Here is a 16,344-nt window from a genome sequence, read left to right as displayed (position 1 = left end):
AAAGCGAGCGAATTATTACGCCATGAGAAGAAAACTTTTTGCATTTGATATTGATGGAACATTGCTTGGAACCGATAGACAACCGTTGGAAAGCACACGAGAAGCGTTGAAGATGTTAAGAAAACAAGGACATCTTGTAACGATTGCAACAGGGCGCAGTCGATTTATGGCGCAAGATATTATTTTAGACTTAGGTTTTTCTAATTATATTCTTTGTAATGGAGCTGCAGCATTTTTAGATCATGAGCAGTATTATCAAAACTTATTAGATCAAGATGAGTTACAACGTTTTTCATCAGAAGTAGAAAAAAGAGAAATCGGATTGGCATATGTGGGCTTGGATGATGTGAAAAAAAATAACCATCACCGTCGAAAACAAATGATTGAAGCAATGGGATCAATCGATTTTGAAGCACCAGAATATGATTTGAATTTCAAAAAAGAAAACGATGTGTATCAAGCGTTGGCTTTTTATGATGATTCTTCAGAGGGGATGTTTGATCACGAATTTTCTAAATTTCGCTTTATTCGTTGGCATTCAGAAAGTGTAGATATCGTGCCTAAGAATGGTTCTAAAGCAGCGACATTACTGAATTTAGCAGATCGTGTAGGGATTGCTCGTGAAGATATCATTGCGTTCGGTGATGGTGAAAATGATCGTGAAATGTTGCGAGAAGCTGGAATCGGTGTGGCAATGGGAAATGCCTTATCACATATTCAAAAAGAAGCAAAAATTGTGACAGATACTAATGATAACGATGGTATTTGGAAAGCGTTGAAAGAGTTAAAGGCAATTTAAATGTAACAAAAAATGATCCGCACAAACTCAAATAGGTTTGTACGGATCATTTTTTGTTTATTCAATCACTAAAACGCCATCTTTCAAAGCGTATGGATTTTGTGCATTGATATGATCATAGAACATCACACCATTTAAATGATCGATTTCATGCTGGACCACGATTGCTTCATAATTTTTTAAACGAATTTTTTGCTTAACACCCGCTGCATCCACATAGGAAAGCGTGATTTTATTATGACGTACCACATAGCCTGGCACTTCACGGTCAACCGATAAACAACCTTCGCCCTCGCCAAGACAAGCATCTTGAACGGAATGACTTAAAATCTTAGGATTGTACATCACGGCACTTAATGTCGGTTCTGGATTTTCCAAATCACCGCTTGGTACATGGACTGCAATGATTCGTTTAGAAATATCTAATTGAGGTGCAGCTAAACCAACGCCGCCTCGTAAGCCTAATTCTTCTGCTTTGACAGGATCTTGGCTATTTTTCAAGAACTCCATCATCTCTTCACCTAATTTGATATCTTCATCAGATAGTGGCACTGATACTTCTTTTGCCACTTCTCTAAGTGTTGGGTTTCCTTCACGGATAATATCCTTCATGGTAATCATAGGATAATTCCTCCTTTATATTTAAAAGTCTAGGTCAGTTCCAGTCAAAAACTAAATTTTTCCATTCATGTATTTATTCGCCTATATAGTTTATCACAAAACTATTCAGAATGGGATAAATTGTTCGAAAAACAGGGGATGAGTTCAGCTTGGTCTTGCATTTTAAAGAACTTTCCTGTAAAGTATACCTGTATGGAATCATACCGTCTTTTACTTGGTTGTGCGAATCACCAACGCATTACTCAGTAAGAAGATGACTATTAAAGAAGAGGTGAAAAACATGGCAATGTCAAAAGAAAAGAAAAACGAAATTATTAGCGAATACGCTCGTCATGAAGGAGATACTGGTTCACCAGAAGTGCAGATTGCTGTATTAACTGCTGATATCAATCACTTGAATGAACACGCTCGCGTTCACAAAAAAGATCACCATTCTTATCGTGGACTAATGAAAAAAATTGGTCACCGTCGTAACTTGTTAGCTTACTTACGTAAGACTGACATCCAACGTTACCGCGTATTGATCGAACGTTTAGGATTACGTCGTTAATCAAACAAAGGAAAAGCGAGATTCGTAACGAACCTCGCTTTTTAGCTTATTTAAAAGCAAAGGTTGAGTATCCTTAAAATACTAAAAAAATCATCAGCTTTGGAAAGTTTGAATAAATCTACTAACCAAATAAAAGGACTCAATTTTATTGAATCTTTTCATTTGTTTAGTAGCACTCTAACTTTTCCGAAGAATCGAAGGAGAAGAGATACATGTCAGAAAAACAAGTGTTTAAAACGACTTGGGGCGGACGTCCTTTACAAGTTGAAGTTGGCCAATTAGCCAAACAAGCAAACGGCGCAGTATTAGTTCGTTATGGAGATACAGTAGTACTAAGTGCGGCTGTTGCTTCAAAAGATGCGAGAGACTTTGATTTCTTTCCATTAACAGTGAATTATGAAGAAAAAATGTATTCTGTGGGTAAAATTCCAGGCGGATTTATCAAACGTGAAGGTCGTCCAAGTGAACGTGCAACGTTGACGGCTCGTTTAATCGACCGTCCAATTCGTCCAATGTTTGCTGAAGGCTTCCGTAATGAAGTTCAAATCACAAATACAGTGATGAGCGTAGAACAAGACTGCACACCAGAAATGGCGGCAATGTTCGGTTCATCTCTTGCATTGGCAATCTCAGACATTCCATTTGACGGACCAATCGCAGGTGTTGATGTAGGTCGTGTTGATGGTGAATATGTATTGAACCCAACGGTAGAACAATCTGAAAAAACAGACATCGAATTAACAGTTGCTGGAACAAAAAAGGCTATCAACATGGTCGAAAGTGGTGCCAAAGAAGTATCTGAGGAAGATATGCTTGGTGCGTTACTTTTCGGTTTTGATGCAATCAAAGAATTAGTCGCTTTCCAAGAAGAAATCGTTGCCGCTGTTGGTAAAGAAAAAATGGAAATCAAATTATTGCAAGTGGATGCTGACTTGAAAAAAGAAATCTTCGATGCCTATTACGCTTCAATGAAAGAAGCCGTGATGACAGAAGAGAAATTAACTCGTGAAGTCAATATCGATGCAATCAAAGATCAATTAAAAGAAGCGTATGCTGAAAAATTTGCAGGTCATGAAGAAGAAGCGCAAACGGCGAAAGAAGTGAAACAAATCGCTGAAGATCTAGAAAAAGATGTGGTTCGTGAATTGATCACGATCGATAAGATCCGTCCTGATGGTCGCAAATTAGACGAAATCCGCCCATTAGCTTCAGAGGTCGGCATTTTACCACGTGTTCATGGTTCTGGATTATTCACTCGTGGACAAACACAAGCGTTGTCTGTTGTGACATTAGCACCACTTGGTGAACATCAAATCATTGATGGATTAGGCATCGAAGATAGTAAACGTTTCATTCATCATTATAATTTCCCACAATTTTCTGTAGGCTCAACAGGACGTGCCGGATCTCCAGGTCGCCGTGAAATTGGCCATGGAGCTTTAGGTGAACGTGCGATGGCGCAAGTTATTCCAAGTGAGGCAGATTTCCCTTACATGATCCGTGTTGTATCAGAAGTTTTAGAATCAAACGGTTCTTCTTCCCAAGCAAGTATCTGTGCTGGAATCTTAGCATTAATGGATGCAGGTGTACCAATCAAATCACCAGTTGCTGGAATTGCCATGGGACTTGTTAGTGATGGAGAAAACTATACGATTTTAACAGATATCCAAGGTTTAGAAGATCACTTAGGTGATATGGACTTTAAAGTTGCCGGAACAAAAACGGGAATCACAGCACTACAAATGGATATCAAAATCCAAGGAATTACTGAACAAATCCTGACAGAGGCGTTAAGCCAAGCGAAAAAAGCTCGCATGGAAATCCTTGCTGAATTAACATCAACATTGACTGAATCTCGTTCAGAGTTAAGCAAATATGCGCCGAAGATTGAAATGATCCAAATTGCTCCAGCTAAAATCAAAGATGTTATTGGTAAAGGCGGAGAAACAATCAACGGAATTATTGATGAAACTGGTGTGAAAATTGATATTGATCAAGAGGGGAATGTAAGTATTGCTTCAGCTGACGCTGAAATGATTAAAAAAGCAATCAAGATCATTGAAGAATTAACAAAAGAAGTGGAAGTTGGACAGGTTTATTTGGGTAAAGTCGTTCGTATCGAAAAATTCGGTGCATTCGTTAATTTGATCAAAGGCAAAGACGGACTCGTTCATATTTCTCAATTGGCAAATGAACGTGTGAATAATGTAGAAGACGTTGTAAAACTTGGCGATGAAGTACTTGTAAAAGTCACTGAAATCGATAAGCAAGGTCGTGTGAATGTTTCACGTAAAGCGTTATTGACTGAAGAAAATAAAGAAAAATAAGCAATAGAAATTTGCTTTTGATTGAAGCAGAGTAAGGTGTTTAACCTACTCTGCTTTTTTGTGGAAACGACTTTATTTAATAAAAAAACGTAAAGACGCACCACAGCTCTTTTGTTTGCTTCTAATTAGTGGTAAAATTATGGCTATCAGTCTAAAGATTATTCGGGGTGTCGATGTGAAAAAATTTAATCCAAATAAAAATATAATTATCACGCTGATTATAGTGATTATCGTGGTTACGATCATTAGTTTGACCGCAGCGCACAGAGCAAACAGTGGTAAAGCTAACCTTGGTCAATCAGCAGTCAATGACAGTGTAGGATTTGTTGACAAAGTTATTTCATTTCCAGGTAAAGCAATCGCTAGCGGGGTATCGTCAATTAGTACGTTGTTTAATACCTATGGTGAAAATGAACGATTAAAAGAAAGAATTGATGGGTATGGCGAGCTATCAATCCAAAATGATAACTTAAAAAAAGAAAACGAAGCGTTGAAAAAAGAACTGGCATTGAATGAGACATTGGGAAATTATGAAAAAGTAACTGCAACAGTTGTCACTCGTTCGCCGGATATGTGGCAAGATTTATTAATCGTTGATCGAGGTTCAAATGATGGTATCGAACCAAATATGGCAGTTTTAGCTCAAAAAGGGTTAATTGGTCGTGTGGTCGAAGTGAATGCATCGTCTTCCAAAGTTGAACTATTAACGTCTAAAAACCAAAATTCAAATCATTTTCCAGTTCAAATCAATTCTGAAAAAGGCGATTCCTATGGTCTTTTGAAAAAATACGATGATAAGGAAAATACATTAATTATCAGCCAATTGGTAGGAGATATGGAGATCAAAGAAGGCGATATTGTTCAAACGTCTGGATTAGGTCAAAATTCTCCAGCTAATCTGCCTGTCGGTGTAGTTCAAAAAGTGAAGCCTGACAGTTATGGTTTAGATCGAGAAGTTTATGTCAGACCTTATGCTGAGATGTATAATGTGCCCGTTGTGACGATCATCAAGAGACTAGCCGGAGCGGGGGAATAAGATGCAAGTAATCCGAAAAGAAAATGTTAAATACTATGCGCCGATAGTTTTCTTTTTATTGATGCTGATCGATGGTCAATTAACTCAAGCTGCGCGGAATTTAACAGATAACTTCTATTTTGCAAATGCTCACTTTATGTTACTAGCCTTTTTAATGGCAATCCCCAATTTGTCTAGACGATACTTGCTGATTACTGCTGTGGTCTTGGGAATGATTTGTGACAGTTATTATATCGGAATCATCGGAATTTACACGGTTGCATTAACTGCAACGGTAATGATGATGTATCGATTTCAACGAGTGGTCCATACGAATTTGTTGACAGCGTTTTTTGGAATGATTATTTTTGTGACCACCTACGAAATGATTGCAATGGGACTTCAAGTTATTTTTCACATATCAAACGTAGCACCATTATTATTTATCACGAAAGTTTTAGGCCCGACATTGCTTTTTAATATGTTGATATTTGTTGTTTTTTCTTATCTTTTAAAAAGATTATTCGCTAATGAATAGTCTTTTTTTTAAAATATATTAAGATTTTTTCGTTATTTAATTATGCGGTATGAAACATTTTTGTAATATTTCTTTTATCTGTATGTCATACTGCTATGGTACAATTGCCTTGTTGTCAATTAAATAGAATCGAAATAATACTCACATATTATAAACACACGAAGTAAATGTTGGAGGAATAAAGAGTGAAAAAAAATATATTAGCAACATTGATGGTTTGTTCAATCGCGCTTACCTCAGCTAGCTTGCCTATGGCTGCAGTTGCAGATGACTACGATACAAAGATTGAACAACAAGATGAAATCATCAACGGACTAAAAACAAAAGAGTCAGAAGCCGCAACTAAATTAGCAGCGATCGAATCAGATATGCTGACTACAGCGACTAAAATTGATGAATTAACAGCTAAGAAAAAAACACTTAAAGAAGAAATCACAAAATTATATGGCGAAATTTCAGATTTGAATGTCCGCATTCAAAAAAGAGAAGTTCAAATGCGTAATCAAGCTCGTGACGTTCAAGTAAGTGGTACAAGTACAAGCTATTTAGATGTGATCGTCAATTCTGAGTCTATTTCTGACGCAATTAGTCGTGTTCAAGGAATTACAACACTTGTCAATGCAAATAATGATTTATTAGAACAACAAACTTCTGATAAAAAAGACGTAGAAAAGAAGACAAAAACAGTAGAGTCACAAGTCTCTGTTTTAGAAACTTCTACAAAAGAATTAGCAGACAAAAAAGCCTCTTTAGACACATTGAAGCTTGAACAAGAAATTGCTAAAAATGATTTAGAAGCACAACGTTCAACAGAAGAAAATAAAAAATCTGAATATGTTGAACAAAAAGCAACAGCTCAAAAGAAATTAGAACAAGAACAAGCAAAGCAGGCAAAACAGGCTGAATCACAAAGAAAAGCAGAAGCTGAGGCGGCGAAGAAACTCGCGGAAGCACAAGCTGCAAATCCTGGACTTGCGCCAACCCATGTTGTAGAAGAGAACGGTACAACAAATAATATTCAAGAAGCCCCAAAACCAATAGATAAACCTGGCGGTAATGCTGGTGGCGGTAGCAGTATCGGTACTGGTGGCGTATCTGAAGCGAAGAAAAAAGCCGCGCAAATTGCTTTAAATTCTGTTGGTCAGACAAACCCAACAGGCTGGGGGCAAAGTGGTGAGTGTATTGTAGCTGTACAAAATTGGTTAAATGCAGCAGGGATTAGATTTTCCCCAGGTGGTCCTCATAGTGGCTATACTCAATCAGGAGCAGTACAAGTATCTTGGTCTGACGTTCAGGTTGGAGATGTCGTTCAATATGAAAACTCTCTTAGCCCGGATGCTTGGTTAGATGGTGTTCATACAGTCTTAGTCGTAGGTGTCAATGGCAGTTCAGTTCAGATTGTTGAATCAAATAATCCAGCAGGTTCTGGTTATGTGTCAACAACAACAGGTTGGACACCAAGTCCATATGCAGCAAACTTTAGAGCTGTTGTATGGCGTTTTCCAGGATAATTTAAACGAAAAAAACAAATCCCTATCCACAATAACTATTGGTTTTGTGGGTGGGGATTATTTATAATAGATAGTTGAATACAGTATAGTAAAATAATCAATGTTGTGTTTTTATTTCTTTACATTTAATCTCAAAATAATTTGTTCCACAAAACAATGAAAAAGCTTGTGTTTCATACGTTCTTAGCTAACGGAAGTGCAATGTATCAGCTGTCATTTTGAACTATCAAAAATGAAATACTCCTGTAACATTATTTTTATATGTATGACATGTGACTATGATACAATGATTTCGTTGTCAATATAAGAATGAAAATTACTCAAACGATGAACAAATTTATTATAAGTAAAAAGTCGGAGGAATGAACTGTGAAGAAAAGTGTATTGCCATTACTAATGATTTGCTCATTAGCCCTTACATCTGTAGCGTTACCAACAATTTCATTAGCAGATGAAGTGGACTCTAAAATTCAACAAAAAGACCAAAAAATTTCTGGATTGAAATCTCAAGAAGCTGATGTTCAAAGTCAAGTGGCTACTGTACAAGACCAAGTAGCTTCTATTAATGAAAAAGCTCAAACATTATTAGCTCAACAAGGAAAATTAAGAAAAACATCTACTAACTTAGAAAAAGAAATCAAACAATTAACAAAACGTATCGAAAAACGTGAAGTTGCTATCCAAAATCAAGCTCGTGATGTACAAGTTAACGGTAACAGCACAAGCTACATGGATACATTGTTGAATTCAAAATCAGTTTCTGATGCTATTACTCGTATAACAGCTATGTCTACGATTGTTAATGCAAACAATAGCTTAGTGAAACAACAACAAGAAGATAAAAAATCAGTTGAAAAGAAGAAAACTGAAAACGAAGAAAAATTACAAGAACTTCAAGAAAATCAAGTTGAGCTTGAAGCTCAAAAAGGCGACCTTGTTAAAGCAGAAGCTGATTTAAATGTATTACAAACAACATTAGCTGCTGAAAGAACAACTGCTGAAGATCAAAAAGCTGGATTAGTAAAAGAAAAAGAAGAAGCAATCGCAGAACAAAAACGTATTGCTGAGCAAGAAAAAGTAGCTGCTGCTAATGCTAAAAAAGCTGCGGAAGAAGTTGCTGCAGCTAAAGCAACTACGCCAAGTACTACAACTTCTTCATCTACTGAAGAGTCATCAACAACTGGTTCTTCTGAAGAAACAACTGGTAATACTGGTACTGTAACACCACCTTCTACTGATGGAGATCAAGTAACACCTCCAATAACTGGTGGAGATCAAGATGTAACACCACCTGGACCTGGTGGCGGTGGTGGAGAAACTTTACCACCATCAACTGGTAGCTCTGCAATCTCTGTTGCAGCAGCACAAGTTGGTAAACCATATGTTTGGGGAGCACAAGGGCCAGATAGTTTTGACTGTTCAGGGTTAGTTTTTTACTCATTTGCAGCAACCGGACGTCAATTGGGACGTGTTACAACAGCTCAAGAAAGTGCTGGTACACGTATCTCTGTAGCAGAAGCGCAAGCTGGAGATTTATACTTCTGGGGTAGCCCAGGTGCTTCTTATCACGTAGCGATTGCCACTGGTGGTGGCGGTTATATCCACGCTGGAGACCCAAGTACGGGTGTTCAATACAGCAATGTTGGTTCATTTACACCAAATTTCGCTGTACGTATGTAATCAAATTTAACCTAATAATTTAAGAACGGCTCATTGTCAAATCGGACTGATGAGAAAAAATAGTAGAGTTGGTTATTGAAAGGAAGAGCCTTTTGATAACCAACTTTTTTGTTAGGTCATTTTTATCAAATCGTTCAGCGGAACGTATTAAAGGCTCAGTTCAGATGTTGGACAACATGAAAGCGATCAATCACGAGTTTGGCTTGTGGGAATACTCGCGGAATCAATTGAAAATAAGCAGCGTTCATATCTGTAACGAGAAATTGGACATCTTTTGAATTTGGGTATTTCTGAAAGTAATGAACTAAGTTGTTCAGTTTTCTGGAAGGAAGAATATCAATCAATTCGCCGGTTTCTCCATTGGCACAGATGAAGCTCATTTTATCCTCAAGAGAAGTATGGGAACGAAACTCATCCACCATCAACACAGAGAAGCGATCAAGCGAAGAGACATTTTTTCTTTTAATAAAGAGAGAAACTTCCCAGAAACATGCTTGGCGATAAAGCAATGTGGGGCAACAAAATAAGCGTTTGCCGTCCAATGACGAGAACAATTTCAACAAGAATAACGTTGCTTTGCTAGTTCCATGACTAAGGACAATTCGTGAAACGAAACAGCTAAAATTGTTAGGTTTTCATCTATGATTCTCAATATTTTTTTGATATCATGAAGCATAGCCTATCGTTCCTCTCCGTTAGATTTGGTGTCGCAGCTTAATTCTATCAGAGAACGATATTTTTTTATCTAAAAATGAACATGGGACTGAGAAAAGTATTTCTACTTTCATCAGTCCCATGTTCATTTTAGAGCCAAAGTTATTTAATATATTCTTCTGTTAATTCCATAAACTCATTCACATCTTTAATCACTTGATCGATCCCAGCTTGCCAAAAATCAGGTTTGGTTAAATCAACACCAAGATGCTTTTTAGCCAAGTCTTCTGAAGTCATCGATGCAGTATCACGAAGTAAAGCAATGTACTGATCTTCAAAATCACGGCCTTGTTTATTCGCATAGGCATAAATTCCCATACTGAACAAATAGCCAAATGTGTAAGGGAAATTATAAAATGGGACATCATCAATAAAGAAATGCAATTTACTTGCCCAAAAATGAGGATGATACGTTCCTAAACTATTTTGATAACTTTCTTTTTGTGCTTCAAGCATCAATTCAGTTATTTCATCTTCACTAAGCAATCCTTTTTGACGCGCTTCATAAAAGCTATTTTCGAAAATGAAGCGAGAGTGGATATTCATGAACATCGCAATTGCATTTTGCATCTTAGTATCTAATAAATTAATTTTCTCCTCAGGCGTTTCTGCTTCTTTAAGGGTTGCATCTGCAACAATCAATTCTGCGAACGTACTAGCCGTTTCTGCGACGTTCATTGCGTATTCCCGATCAAGAGATGGAAGATCCCACATCACACTGCTATGGAACGCATGGCCCAATTCATGAGCTAAGGTTGCGACTTCATTGATCGAGTTTCCAAACGTCATAAAAATTCTTGATTCTTTGGTTTCAGGAAGTTCAGTACAATAGCCGCCGGGGCGTTTATCAGGACGATCTTCCGCTTCGATCCAGCTTTTTTCAAAAGCGTCTTTAGCAAATGTCGCCATTTTTGGACTAAATTTTTTGAAGTTTTTTAAAATAAATTCAGCTGCTTCGTCAAAACTATAGGTTTTTTCTTTTAAATCACCTAAAATAATTGGTGCATCTTGATCTTGCCAGTTCATCTTTTCTTTTCCAAATAATTGTGCTTTACGAGTTAAAAAATCGATAAAGGGCTGTTTGTTCTTTTGAATCGTTGCCCACATAACATCTAATGTTTCTTTTTGCATACGGTTATAGTTTAATGGTTTGTCTAAGAAATCTGTCACACCATGTAGTTTATATTCGCTTAAACGGAAGCCATCCAAATGATTTAAGGTATCGGCTAATAACGGTGCTTTCTCGCTCCAAGCTTTTTCCCATTCGTTGAATAGCTGGGCACGAACCTCTGTACTAGGATCACTCATCATCCGATTAAAAGCTTGTCCAGCTGAAAGAGAGAGAGTTTGACCATCTTCTGTAAATGGAATCGAAATGCTTGCCACAATCGTATCATAATGGCTGCTCCAAGCGTTAAGTCCGTCTAAAGACAATGTGTTGATAATGTTTTCTTCTTGCTCAGATAATAACTGCATGCCGTCACGGCGAATTTCATTTAAACGAAACGAAATCGATTCAAAGATAGGCAGATTTGTTAGCGCATGCCAATGCTCATCGGAAATTTCTGTTAGTTTTTTAGTAAAAATAGTTTCTGCTAGCTGAATGGCAGGTAATAATGAAAAAAGATCACCCGATAAAATTTTAGCTTTTTTATCTTTTGTGTCAGCTGAAGACAACGCATTGATGAAACTACTACACTGTGAAAAACCATCAGAAATAGTTCCCTGTAAAACTAAAATTTGCTGTAAATTCTGATAATCAGCATCATTTTTTGGTATCCATTGTTCAATCAATTGATGATAGGTACTGCTTTGTTCTTTTAATTTTGTTAATCGGTGTTCCAATTCTGCTGAGTGGCTGCCTCCGGGGAAAATACTATCTAAATCCCAAACGATCGAATAAGTCATACCTGAGTCCTTCTTTCTTAATTCTATTTCTTCTAGTTATAGTATATCACAAGAAAAAAAGATTAAGCGATTGTTTATTTTAATTAAAAAAAATACTATAATTATAGTAAATGAAACGAGGTGATAAATTGAAAAAACAGTTAAAAAATAGTAATTTATATATAGTTATAGCCTTTTTGATCATGGCTATTTTATTTTACAGTTCTTCTCAAACCTATGAACAACAATCGCAAGTTGGCTTATTAGATAAAGTATTCAGTAACCATCCATTCGAAGGCCAGTTAAAAGGAATTTCATTTAGCTATGCAGGAAGTGAAATAAGTATTCAAGCGAGAGGATATGCAAAATTTATAGAGTTTTTCATTCGCAAAGGGGCTCATTTTGGTACGTACTTTTTATTAGGAGGTAGTTGGTTTATTGGATTAAATATGAAAATGAAACAACCACTTTTGATTGGTGTTGTAGCATGGCTTGCAACAACAGGGTATGCTGGTTTGGATGAATATCATCAAATGCTGACAGGTGGACGGTCTCCGCTATTTCAGGATGTAATGTTAGATTCTATCGGAGCACTTACAGCAGTTGTCCTTTGTTTGCTTGTGATTGGTATCAAAAAGTTGAGGAAAAAATAAGTCAATCAGTAGCAAACGTATGGCATATTTAGTTAAAAAAAGAATAAATATAGGAGGGGAGACAAAGCTTGTAGTTAGTTTCCGAAGCCTTCAGCACTTAGATTTGAAGGCTTCAGAAATAAGCTGAAATTCACAAAAGTTTGAAGAGTAATTTTCGTGAATTCCTTCTTGTTTCTCAGGGCTAAACGTTTTTATCTAGGCTCTCTTCATTTAATTCATTTTTAAAAATGAAATACTTTTTTTCAATCGCTGCAAACCTTCAAGCAATTTCTCTTTCGAACAGCCAATATTTAAGCGCAGAAATGCTTCCCCAGCTTCCCCATATGTCACACCACTCATAATAGCAACTTTTCCTTGTTCTACAAGAGATTTTTGGATTTCCTTCATGGAAAAACGTAATGCAGAACAATCGATCCAAAGTAAATAAGTTGCTTGAGAAGAAACAACAGTTAATTCTGGTAAATATTCTCGGATGAAGGTTTCCGTTAACTGAACGTTTTTATCTACGTAATCATTCAATTGATCTAGCCAATAGCTACATTGATTGTAAGCAGTAATCGTACTTAGCATTCCCAAAATACTTGTAGAAGAAAGCCCATCCTGATTTTTTAAAAGAATTAAAAATTCTTCACGTAAAGCATTATCTGGAATCATTAGATAAGAAGCAATTAATCCAGGCGTATTAAATGTTTTACTAGCTGAAGTACACAAAGCAAGATTATTTGGATTCATGGCATATTTCAAAATAGGTGAGTGTTGTTGAGTACTTCGTAAAATATCCATATGAATCTCATCTGAAATCAAAAAGACTTTATATTTTTCGCAAAGAGTAATGATTCGCGTAAGTTCTTCTTTCGTCCAAACACGACCAGTCGGATTATGAGGGCTACATAATAAAAAAATTCGACAGTCAGGATGTTTCAGTTTTAGTTCTAAATCACTGAAGTCTATAGTGTAATGGTTATTTTGGTATAGAAGTTTTGCTTCAATCAGCGTTCGATTTTGTGCTTCTATCATTTTAAAGAAGGCATCATATGCGGGTGTTTGAACAACAATTTGTTCACCTATATTTGATTTTAATTCAATTAATTTAGAAATCGAATAAATGACAGAAGGGCTATAAACGATCCAGTCGCTATTTAGCTGATATTCAAAACGTGTATCATACCAAGTTTGAATACTTTCTTTAAATGCACTGTGATTCCAGCGGGTATAGCCAAAAATGGGATGACTCAACCGATGCTGAAGGGTCGCTAAAATTTCTTTAGGGACAGCAAAGTCTGTATCTGAGACAGTGAATGGCAGCAAATCTGCTTCACCAAAACGATCTGCTATATAATCCCATTGTGTACAAAAAGTGCCTTTTCGATCTATAATGCTATCAAAATCTATTTTTTCTTTCATCTGTCTACTTCCTATTCCATCAAGCTTTCCAGCTCATTTTTTACCGTAGCAACCTGAGTTCCAATAATGACTTGAAGATTGTTTGCATCTAGTTTAATTACCCCGAGGGCCCCTTGCATCTTTAACGCTTGTTCATCTACAACAGTCATATCATCCACAACTAAGCGCAGTCGAGTGATACAATTATCTAATGAAACAATATTTGTAGTACCTCCTAAGGCATCAAGAATTAGTGGTCCATTATAGTTGCCTGTTTTCTTATAGGTCTGTTCTGTTTCAGAAATATTTTCTACGACTAATTCTCGACCAGGTGTTTTTAAATTGAATTTTTGAATCGCAAATTTGAACACAACATAATATAAAGCGAACCATAATACTCCGATAAGTAAAACGAAGAACCATTTTGTATAGGTTCCTTGTAAGACACCGAAAATCAAGAAGTCTAGTACGCCACCATCTGTATTACCGATAACAACTTGAAGTAAGGCCATAATCATAAATCCTAAACCTGTCATAATCACATGGAAGCCATACAAAACAGGCGCAATGAACAAGAATAGAAATTCGATTGGTTCTGTAATTCCAGTGACAAAAGTAGCGATGACACCAGAAATTAACAGCCCTTTTATTTTCTGCCGATTTTGTGGCAAGGCTGTTCGATACATTGCTAAAGCAGCTGCTGGAAGACCGAACATGAAAGTCGGCATTTTGCCCTGTGACAAAAAAGCTGTTGCAGCTGGACTAATAGGTGACCCACTTTGAAGTTGCGCATAAAAAATATTCAACGCTCCAGAGACGCTTTGACCATCTACGATCTGTGTACCGCCTGCTTCGGTAAAACGAATCATTGAAACTAAAATATGGTGCAAACCAAAAGGCAGTAATAAGCGCTCTCCTGCACCAAACAAAAATGGACCAAAAATCCCAGCTTTTTGAATCGCAAATCCCACACTATTGATTCCAAGTGCGAATATTGGCCAAATAATTGGGACTAGAACTCCAACGACTGCCATAACAAGGGATGTAATAATTGGAATAAATCGTACGCCACCAAAAAAAGCAAAAGCATCAGGTAACTGAATCGTATAGAATTTGTTATGCAGCAAGTAAACGATGATCCCAACAATAATTCCTCCGAGTACCCCCATTTCAATGGATTGCATCCCTAAAACCATTCCTTGACCTGCTTCACGAAGATGATCTGGGTCTGCTAATTTTCCCGTTTCCGTCAAATAGAAATTAATCGATAAGTTCATGACAACATAACCGACAAAACCAGAAAAAGCCGCGACTCCTTTTTCATTACGAGCTAACCCTAATGGAATCGCCATTGCGAATAGTAAGGGCAAATAGGTAAAAGCAAACCCACCAACTGTAGACATAAAGCGAAAAACCACTTGTAGCCAAGGCTGATCTAAAAAAGGCAGTATTTCAAGTGTTGATGGACTAGAAAAGGAACTGCCAATCCCTAAAATCAATCCCATAAAAGCGAGTAAAGCCACAGGCAACATAAATGTTTTTCCAATGCCTTGAAAGAATTCCCAAAAACTAAAAGTCTTTTTCATAGTATTATTCCCCCTTTAGATAAGAAAAGTAGATATTTTCTTTATTGATAGCTTTAGTTTACGTGGGAAGGAAAGTGAAAACAAGCGCTTTCAAAAAAGATGGAAGAGTTTACAGAGAATGTATGGATTTTCATTTTTTTACATAAGTTTCGATGTAATGAAGAATCAACAGTTCCAAAACAAGATGCATCGGGATTCTGGAACTCATGTCGATGTCACCATAGTAACCGTTTGTTACTTTGACAGGAAAGACCAATGTGGCTAATTCTTCAAGAGGGCTATTTTTAGAACCAATGATTGCGATGATCGGTACGTTTTTTTCTTTTAAAATCGCAACATATTCTAAGGGAAGGTTGGTTTCACCGCTGTAACTGACAAGAATTGCAACATCAGCATCAGTTAAATGTTTAGCAACGATCCGTAACTCATCCCAATCTTCACGAGCACTGGCGATTCTACCAGCAAAAGTCAACTTACGTGCTGCTTCAAAACAGCAAGAATACGAACCACCTACACCAAAAAATTCTACACGTTGACTATTGGCAAGCAAAGTTGCTCCGGCGTCGAGATGTTCTTGATTCACCAATCGTAACGTTTCACTGATTTCATTTTGGACGCGTTCTGCCAATTGAGAAAAATTAGCTGAAGGTTGATAAATAGGCCGTTGTTCCTCTTCTAAATGATGGATCAGGGTATATTTTAGCTCTTGAAAACCAGTATACCCCAGTGCTTGACTGGTTCGACTGATAGTTGCAGTCGATACATAAATTTTTTTAGCGAGTTCCTCGATGCGGCTTTTAGCGATTTCTTCTGGATTTTCAATAATATAGGCTAAAACTTGTTTTTCCAATCGACTTAGTTTGTCTTGATGTTTTTGCAGTTTCTTTAAAAAAATATTCACTATTTTCCCTCTTTTCAATAGGCTATTTTCCTCTTATTTAGTATAGCAAACAGTTTGAATAAGAGGAAAGGTTGCAACTATTAAGAAGCATAGTAAAATAGAAGATAAGTAAACGTTATAGGATTATTTAGTGTGATATAGCTTTACAGGCTGACCTTTCGGAAAAAAAATAAACAATG

13 protein-coding genes and 1 pseudogene are annotated in these 16,344 nt (G+C 36.8%); 8 read left to right on the top strand and 6 right to left on the bottom strand.

From position 1 onward, the window contains the following. The first annotated feature begins 22 nt into the window (after window positions 1-22). Entirely contained in the window at window positions 23-799 is a 777-nt protein-coding gene (locus AC4BBR_RS15260; RefSeq protein ID WP_490460325.1) for a Cof-type HAD-IIB family hydrolase, read from the top strand. A 57-nt stretch (window positions 800-856) separates the two neighbouring features. On the opposite strand, the gene def is transcribed toward AC4BBR_RS15260, so the two are convergent. Beyond that, window positions 857-1,420 (bottom strand): peptide deformylase, encoded by a 564-nt coding sequence (gene def / locus AC4BBR_RS15255; protein ID WP_490460324.1) that lies wholly within the window; start codon window positions 1,418-1,420, stop codon window positions 857-859. Between the two features lie 280 nt (window positions 1,421-1,700). Here def and rpsO point away from each other — a divergent pair, with 280 nt between their 5' ends. From rpsO to AC4BBR_RS15225, 6 genes are all read left to right on the top strand, one after another. Beyond that, complete coding sequence (gene rpsO / locus AC4BBR_RS15250; RefSeq protein WP_010770485.1) at window positions 1,701-1,970, top strand: 30S ribosomal protein S15; 270 nt, start codon at window positions 1,701-1,703, stop codon at window positions 1,968-1,970. A gap of 212 nt (window positions 1,971-2,182) precedes the next feature. Continuing rightward, entirely contained in the window at window positions 2,183-4,297 is a 2,115-nt protein-coding gene (gene pnp, locus AC4BBR_RS15245; protein ID WP_490460323.1) for a polyribonucleotide nucleotidyltransferase, read from the top strand. Window positions 4,298-4,472: 175 nt separating this feature from the next. Continuing rightward, window positions 4,473-5,333 carry a rod shape-determining protein MreC gene (gene mreC, locus AC4BBR_RS15240; RefSeq protein WP_490460322.1) on the top strand — a complete coding sequence of 287 codons (861 nt, stop codon included), beginning with the start codon at window positions 4,473-4,475 and terminating at the stop codon, window positions 5,331-5,333. A 1-nt stretch (window position 5,334) separates the two neighbouring features. Continuing rightward, entirely contained in the window at window positions 5,335-5,850 is a 516-nt protein-coding gene (mreD, locus tag AC4BBR_RS15235; protein WP_490460321.1) for a rod shape-determining protein MreD, read from the top strand. A 185-nt stretch (window positions 5,851-6,035) separates the two neighbouring features. Continuing rightward, window positions 6,036-7,361: a coiled-coil domain-containing protein gene (locus AC4BBR_RS15230; protein WP_490460320.1), complete on the top strand. Its 1,326-nt coding sequence runs from the start codon at window positions 6,036-6,038 to the stop codon at window positions 7,359-7,361. A gap of 369 nt (window positions 7,362-7,730) precedes the next feature. After that, a complete protein-coding gene (locus AC4BBR_RS15225; protein WP_490460319.1) occupies window positions 7,731-9,041 on the top strand; it encodes a C40 family peptidase in 1,311 nt (436 codons plus the stop codon). Window positions 9,042-9,199: 158 nt separating this feature from the next. On the opposite strand, the pseudogene AC4BBR_RS15220 reads toward AC4BBR_RS15225, so the two are convergent. Together AC4BBR_RS15220 and AC4BBR_RS15215 are read right to left on the bottom strand one after the other, a co-directional pair. Further along, a pseudogene (locus AC4BBR_RS15220) lies at window positions 9,200-9,717 on the bottom strand (transposase); the annotation flags it as partial. A gap of 140 nt (window positions 9,718-9,857) precedes the next feature. Beyond that, window positions 9,858-11,663, bottom strand: coding sequence for a M3 family oligoendopeptidase (locus AC4BBR_RS15215; RefSeq protein WP_490460318.1), 1,806 nt, complete (start codon window positions 11,661-11,663; stop codon window positions 9,858-9,860). 128 nt (window positions 11,664-11,791) lie between these two features. Here AC4BBR_RS15215 and AC4BBR_RS15210 point away from each other — a divergent pair, with 128 nt between their 5' ends. Beyond that, window positions 11,792-12,295: a VanZ family protein gene (locus tag AC4BBR_RS15210; protein ID WP_490460317.1), complete on the top strand. Its 504-nt coding sequence runs from the start codon at window positions 11,792-11,794 to the stop codon at window positions 12,293-12,295. 210 nt (window positions 12,296-12,505) lie between these two features. On the opposite strand, the gene AC4BBR_RS15205 is transcribed toward AC4BBR_RS15210, so the two are convergent. From AC4BBR_RS15205 to AC4BBR_RS15195, 3 genes are all read right to left on the bottom strand, one after another. Then, a complete protein-coding gene (locus AC4BBR_RS15205) occupies window positions 12,506-13,699 on the bottom strand; it encodes a MalY/PatB family protein (RefSeq protein ID WP_490460316.1) in 1,194 nt (397 codons plus the stop codon). A gap of 11 nt (window positions 13,700-13,710) precedes the next feature. Beyond that, window positions 13,711-15,264: a maltose/glucose-specific PTS transporter subunit IIBC gene (malX, locus tag AC4BBR_RS15200; protein ID WP_490460315.1), complete on the bottom strand. Its 1,554-nt coding sequence runs from the start codon at window positions 15,262-15,264 to the stop codon at window positions 13,711-13,713. A gap of 130 nt (window positions 15,265-15,394) precedes the next feature. Beyond that, window positions 15,395-16,165 (bottom strand): MurR/RpiR family transcriptional regulator, encoded by a 771-nt coding sequence (locus AC4BBR_RS15195; RefSeq protein ID WP_490460314.1) that lies wholly within the window; start codon window positions 16,163-16,165, stop codon window positions 15,395-15,397. Window positions 16,166-16,344: the final 179 nt, after the last annotated feature.

The organism is Enterococcus sp. AMC1251 (assembly GCF_058216535.1).
This window is presented reverse-complemented; position numbering and strand designations above follow the sequence as displayed.

Coding starts and splice junctions, on each gene's coding strand:
- mreD (WP_490460321.1), top strand. CDS start 5,335: ATGCAAGTAATCCGAAAAGAAAATGTTAAATACTATGCGCCGATAGTT.
- AC4BBR_RS15215 (WP_490460318.1), bottom strand. CDS start 11,663: ATGACTTATTCGATCGTTTGGGATTTAGATAGTATTTTCCCCGGAGGC.
- malX (WP_490460315.1), bottom strand. CDS start 15,264: ATGAAAAAGACTTTTAGTTTTTGGGAATTCTTTCAAGGCATTGGAAAA.
- AC4BBR_RS15260 (WP_490460325.1), top strand. CDS start 23: ATGAGAAGAAAACTTTTTGCATTTGATATTGATGGAACATTGCTTGGA.
- pnp (WP_490460323.1), top strand. CDS start 2,183: ATGTCAGAAAAACAAGTGTTTAAAACGACTTGGGGCGGACGTCCTTTA.
- AC4BBR_RS15205 (WP_490460316.1), bottom strand. CDS start 13,699: ATGAAAGAAAAAATAGATTTTGATAGCATTATAGATCGAAAAGGCACT.
- def (WP_490460324.1), bottom strand. CDS start 1,420: ATGATTACCATGAAGGATATTATCCGTGAAGGAAACCCAACACTTAGA.
- rpsO (WP_010770485.1), top strand. CDS start 1,701: ATGGCAATGTCAAAAGAAAAGAAAAACGAAATTATTAGCGAATACGCT.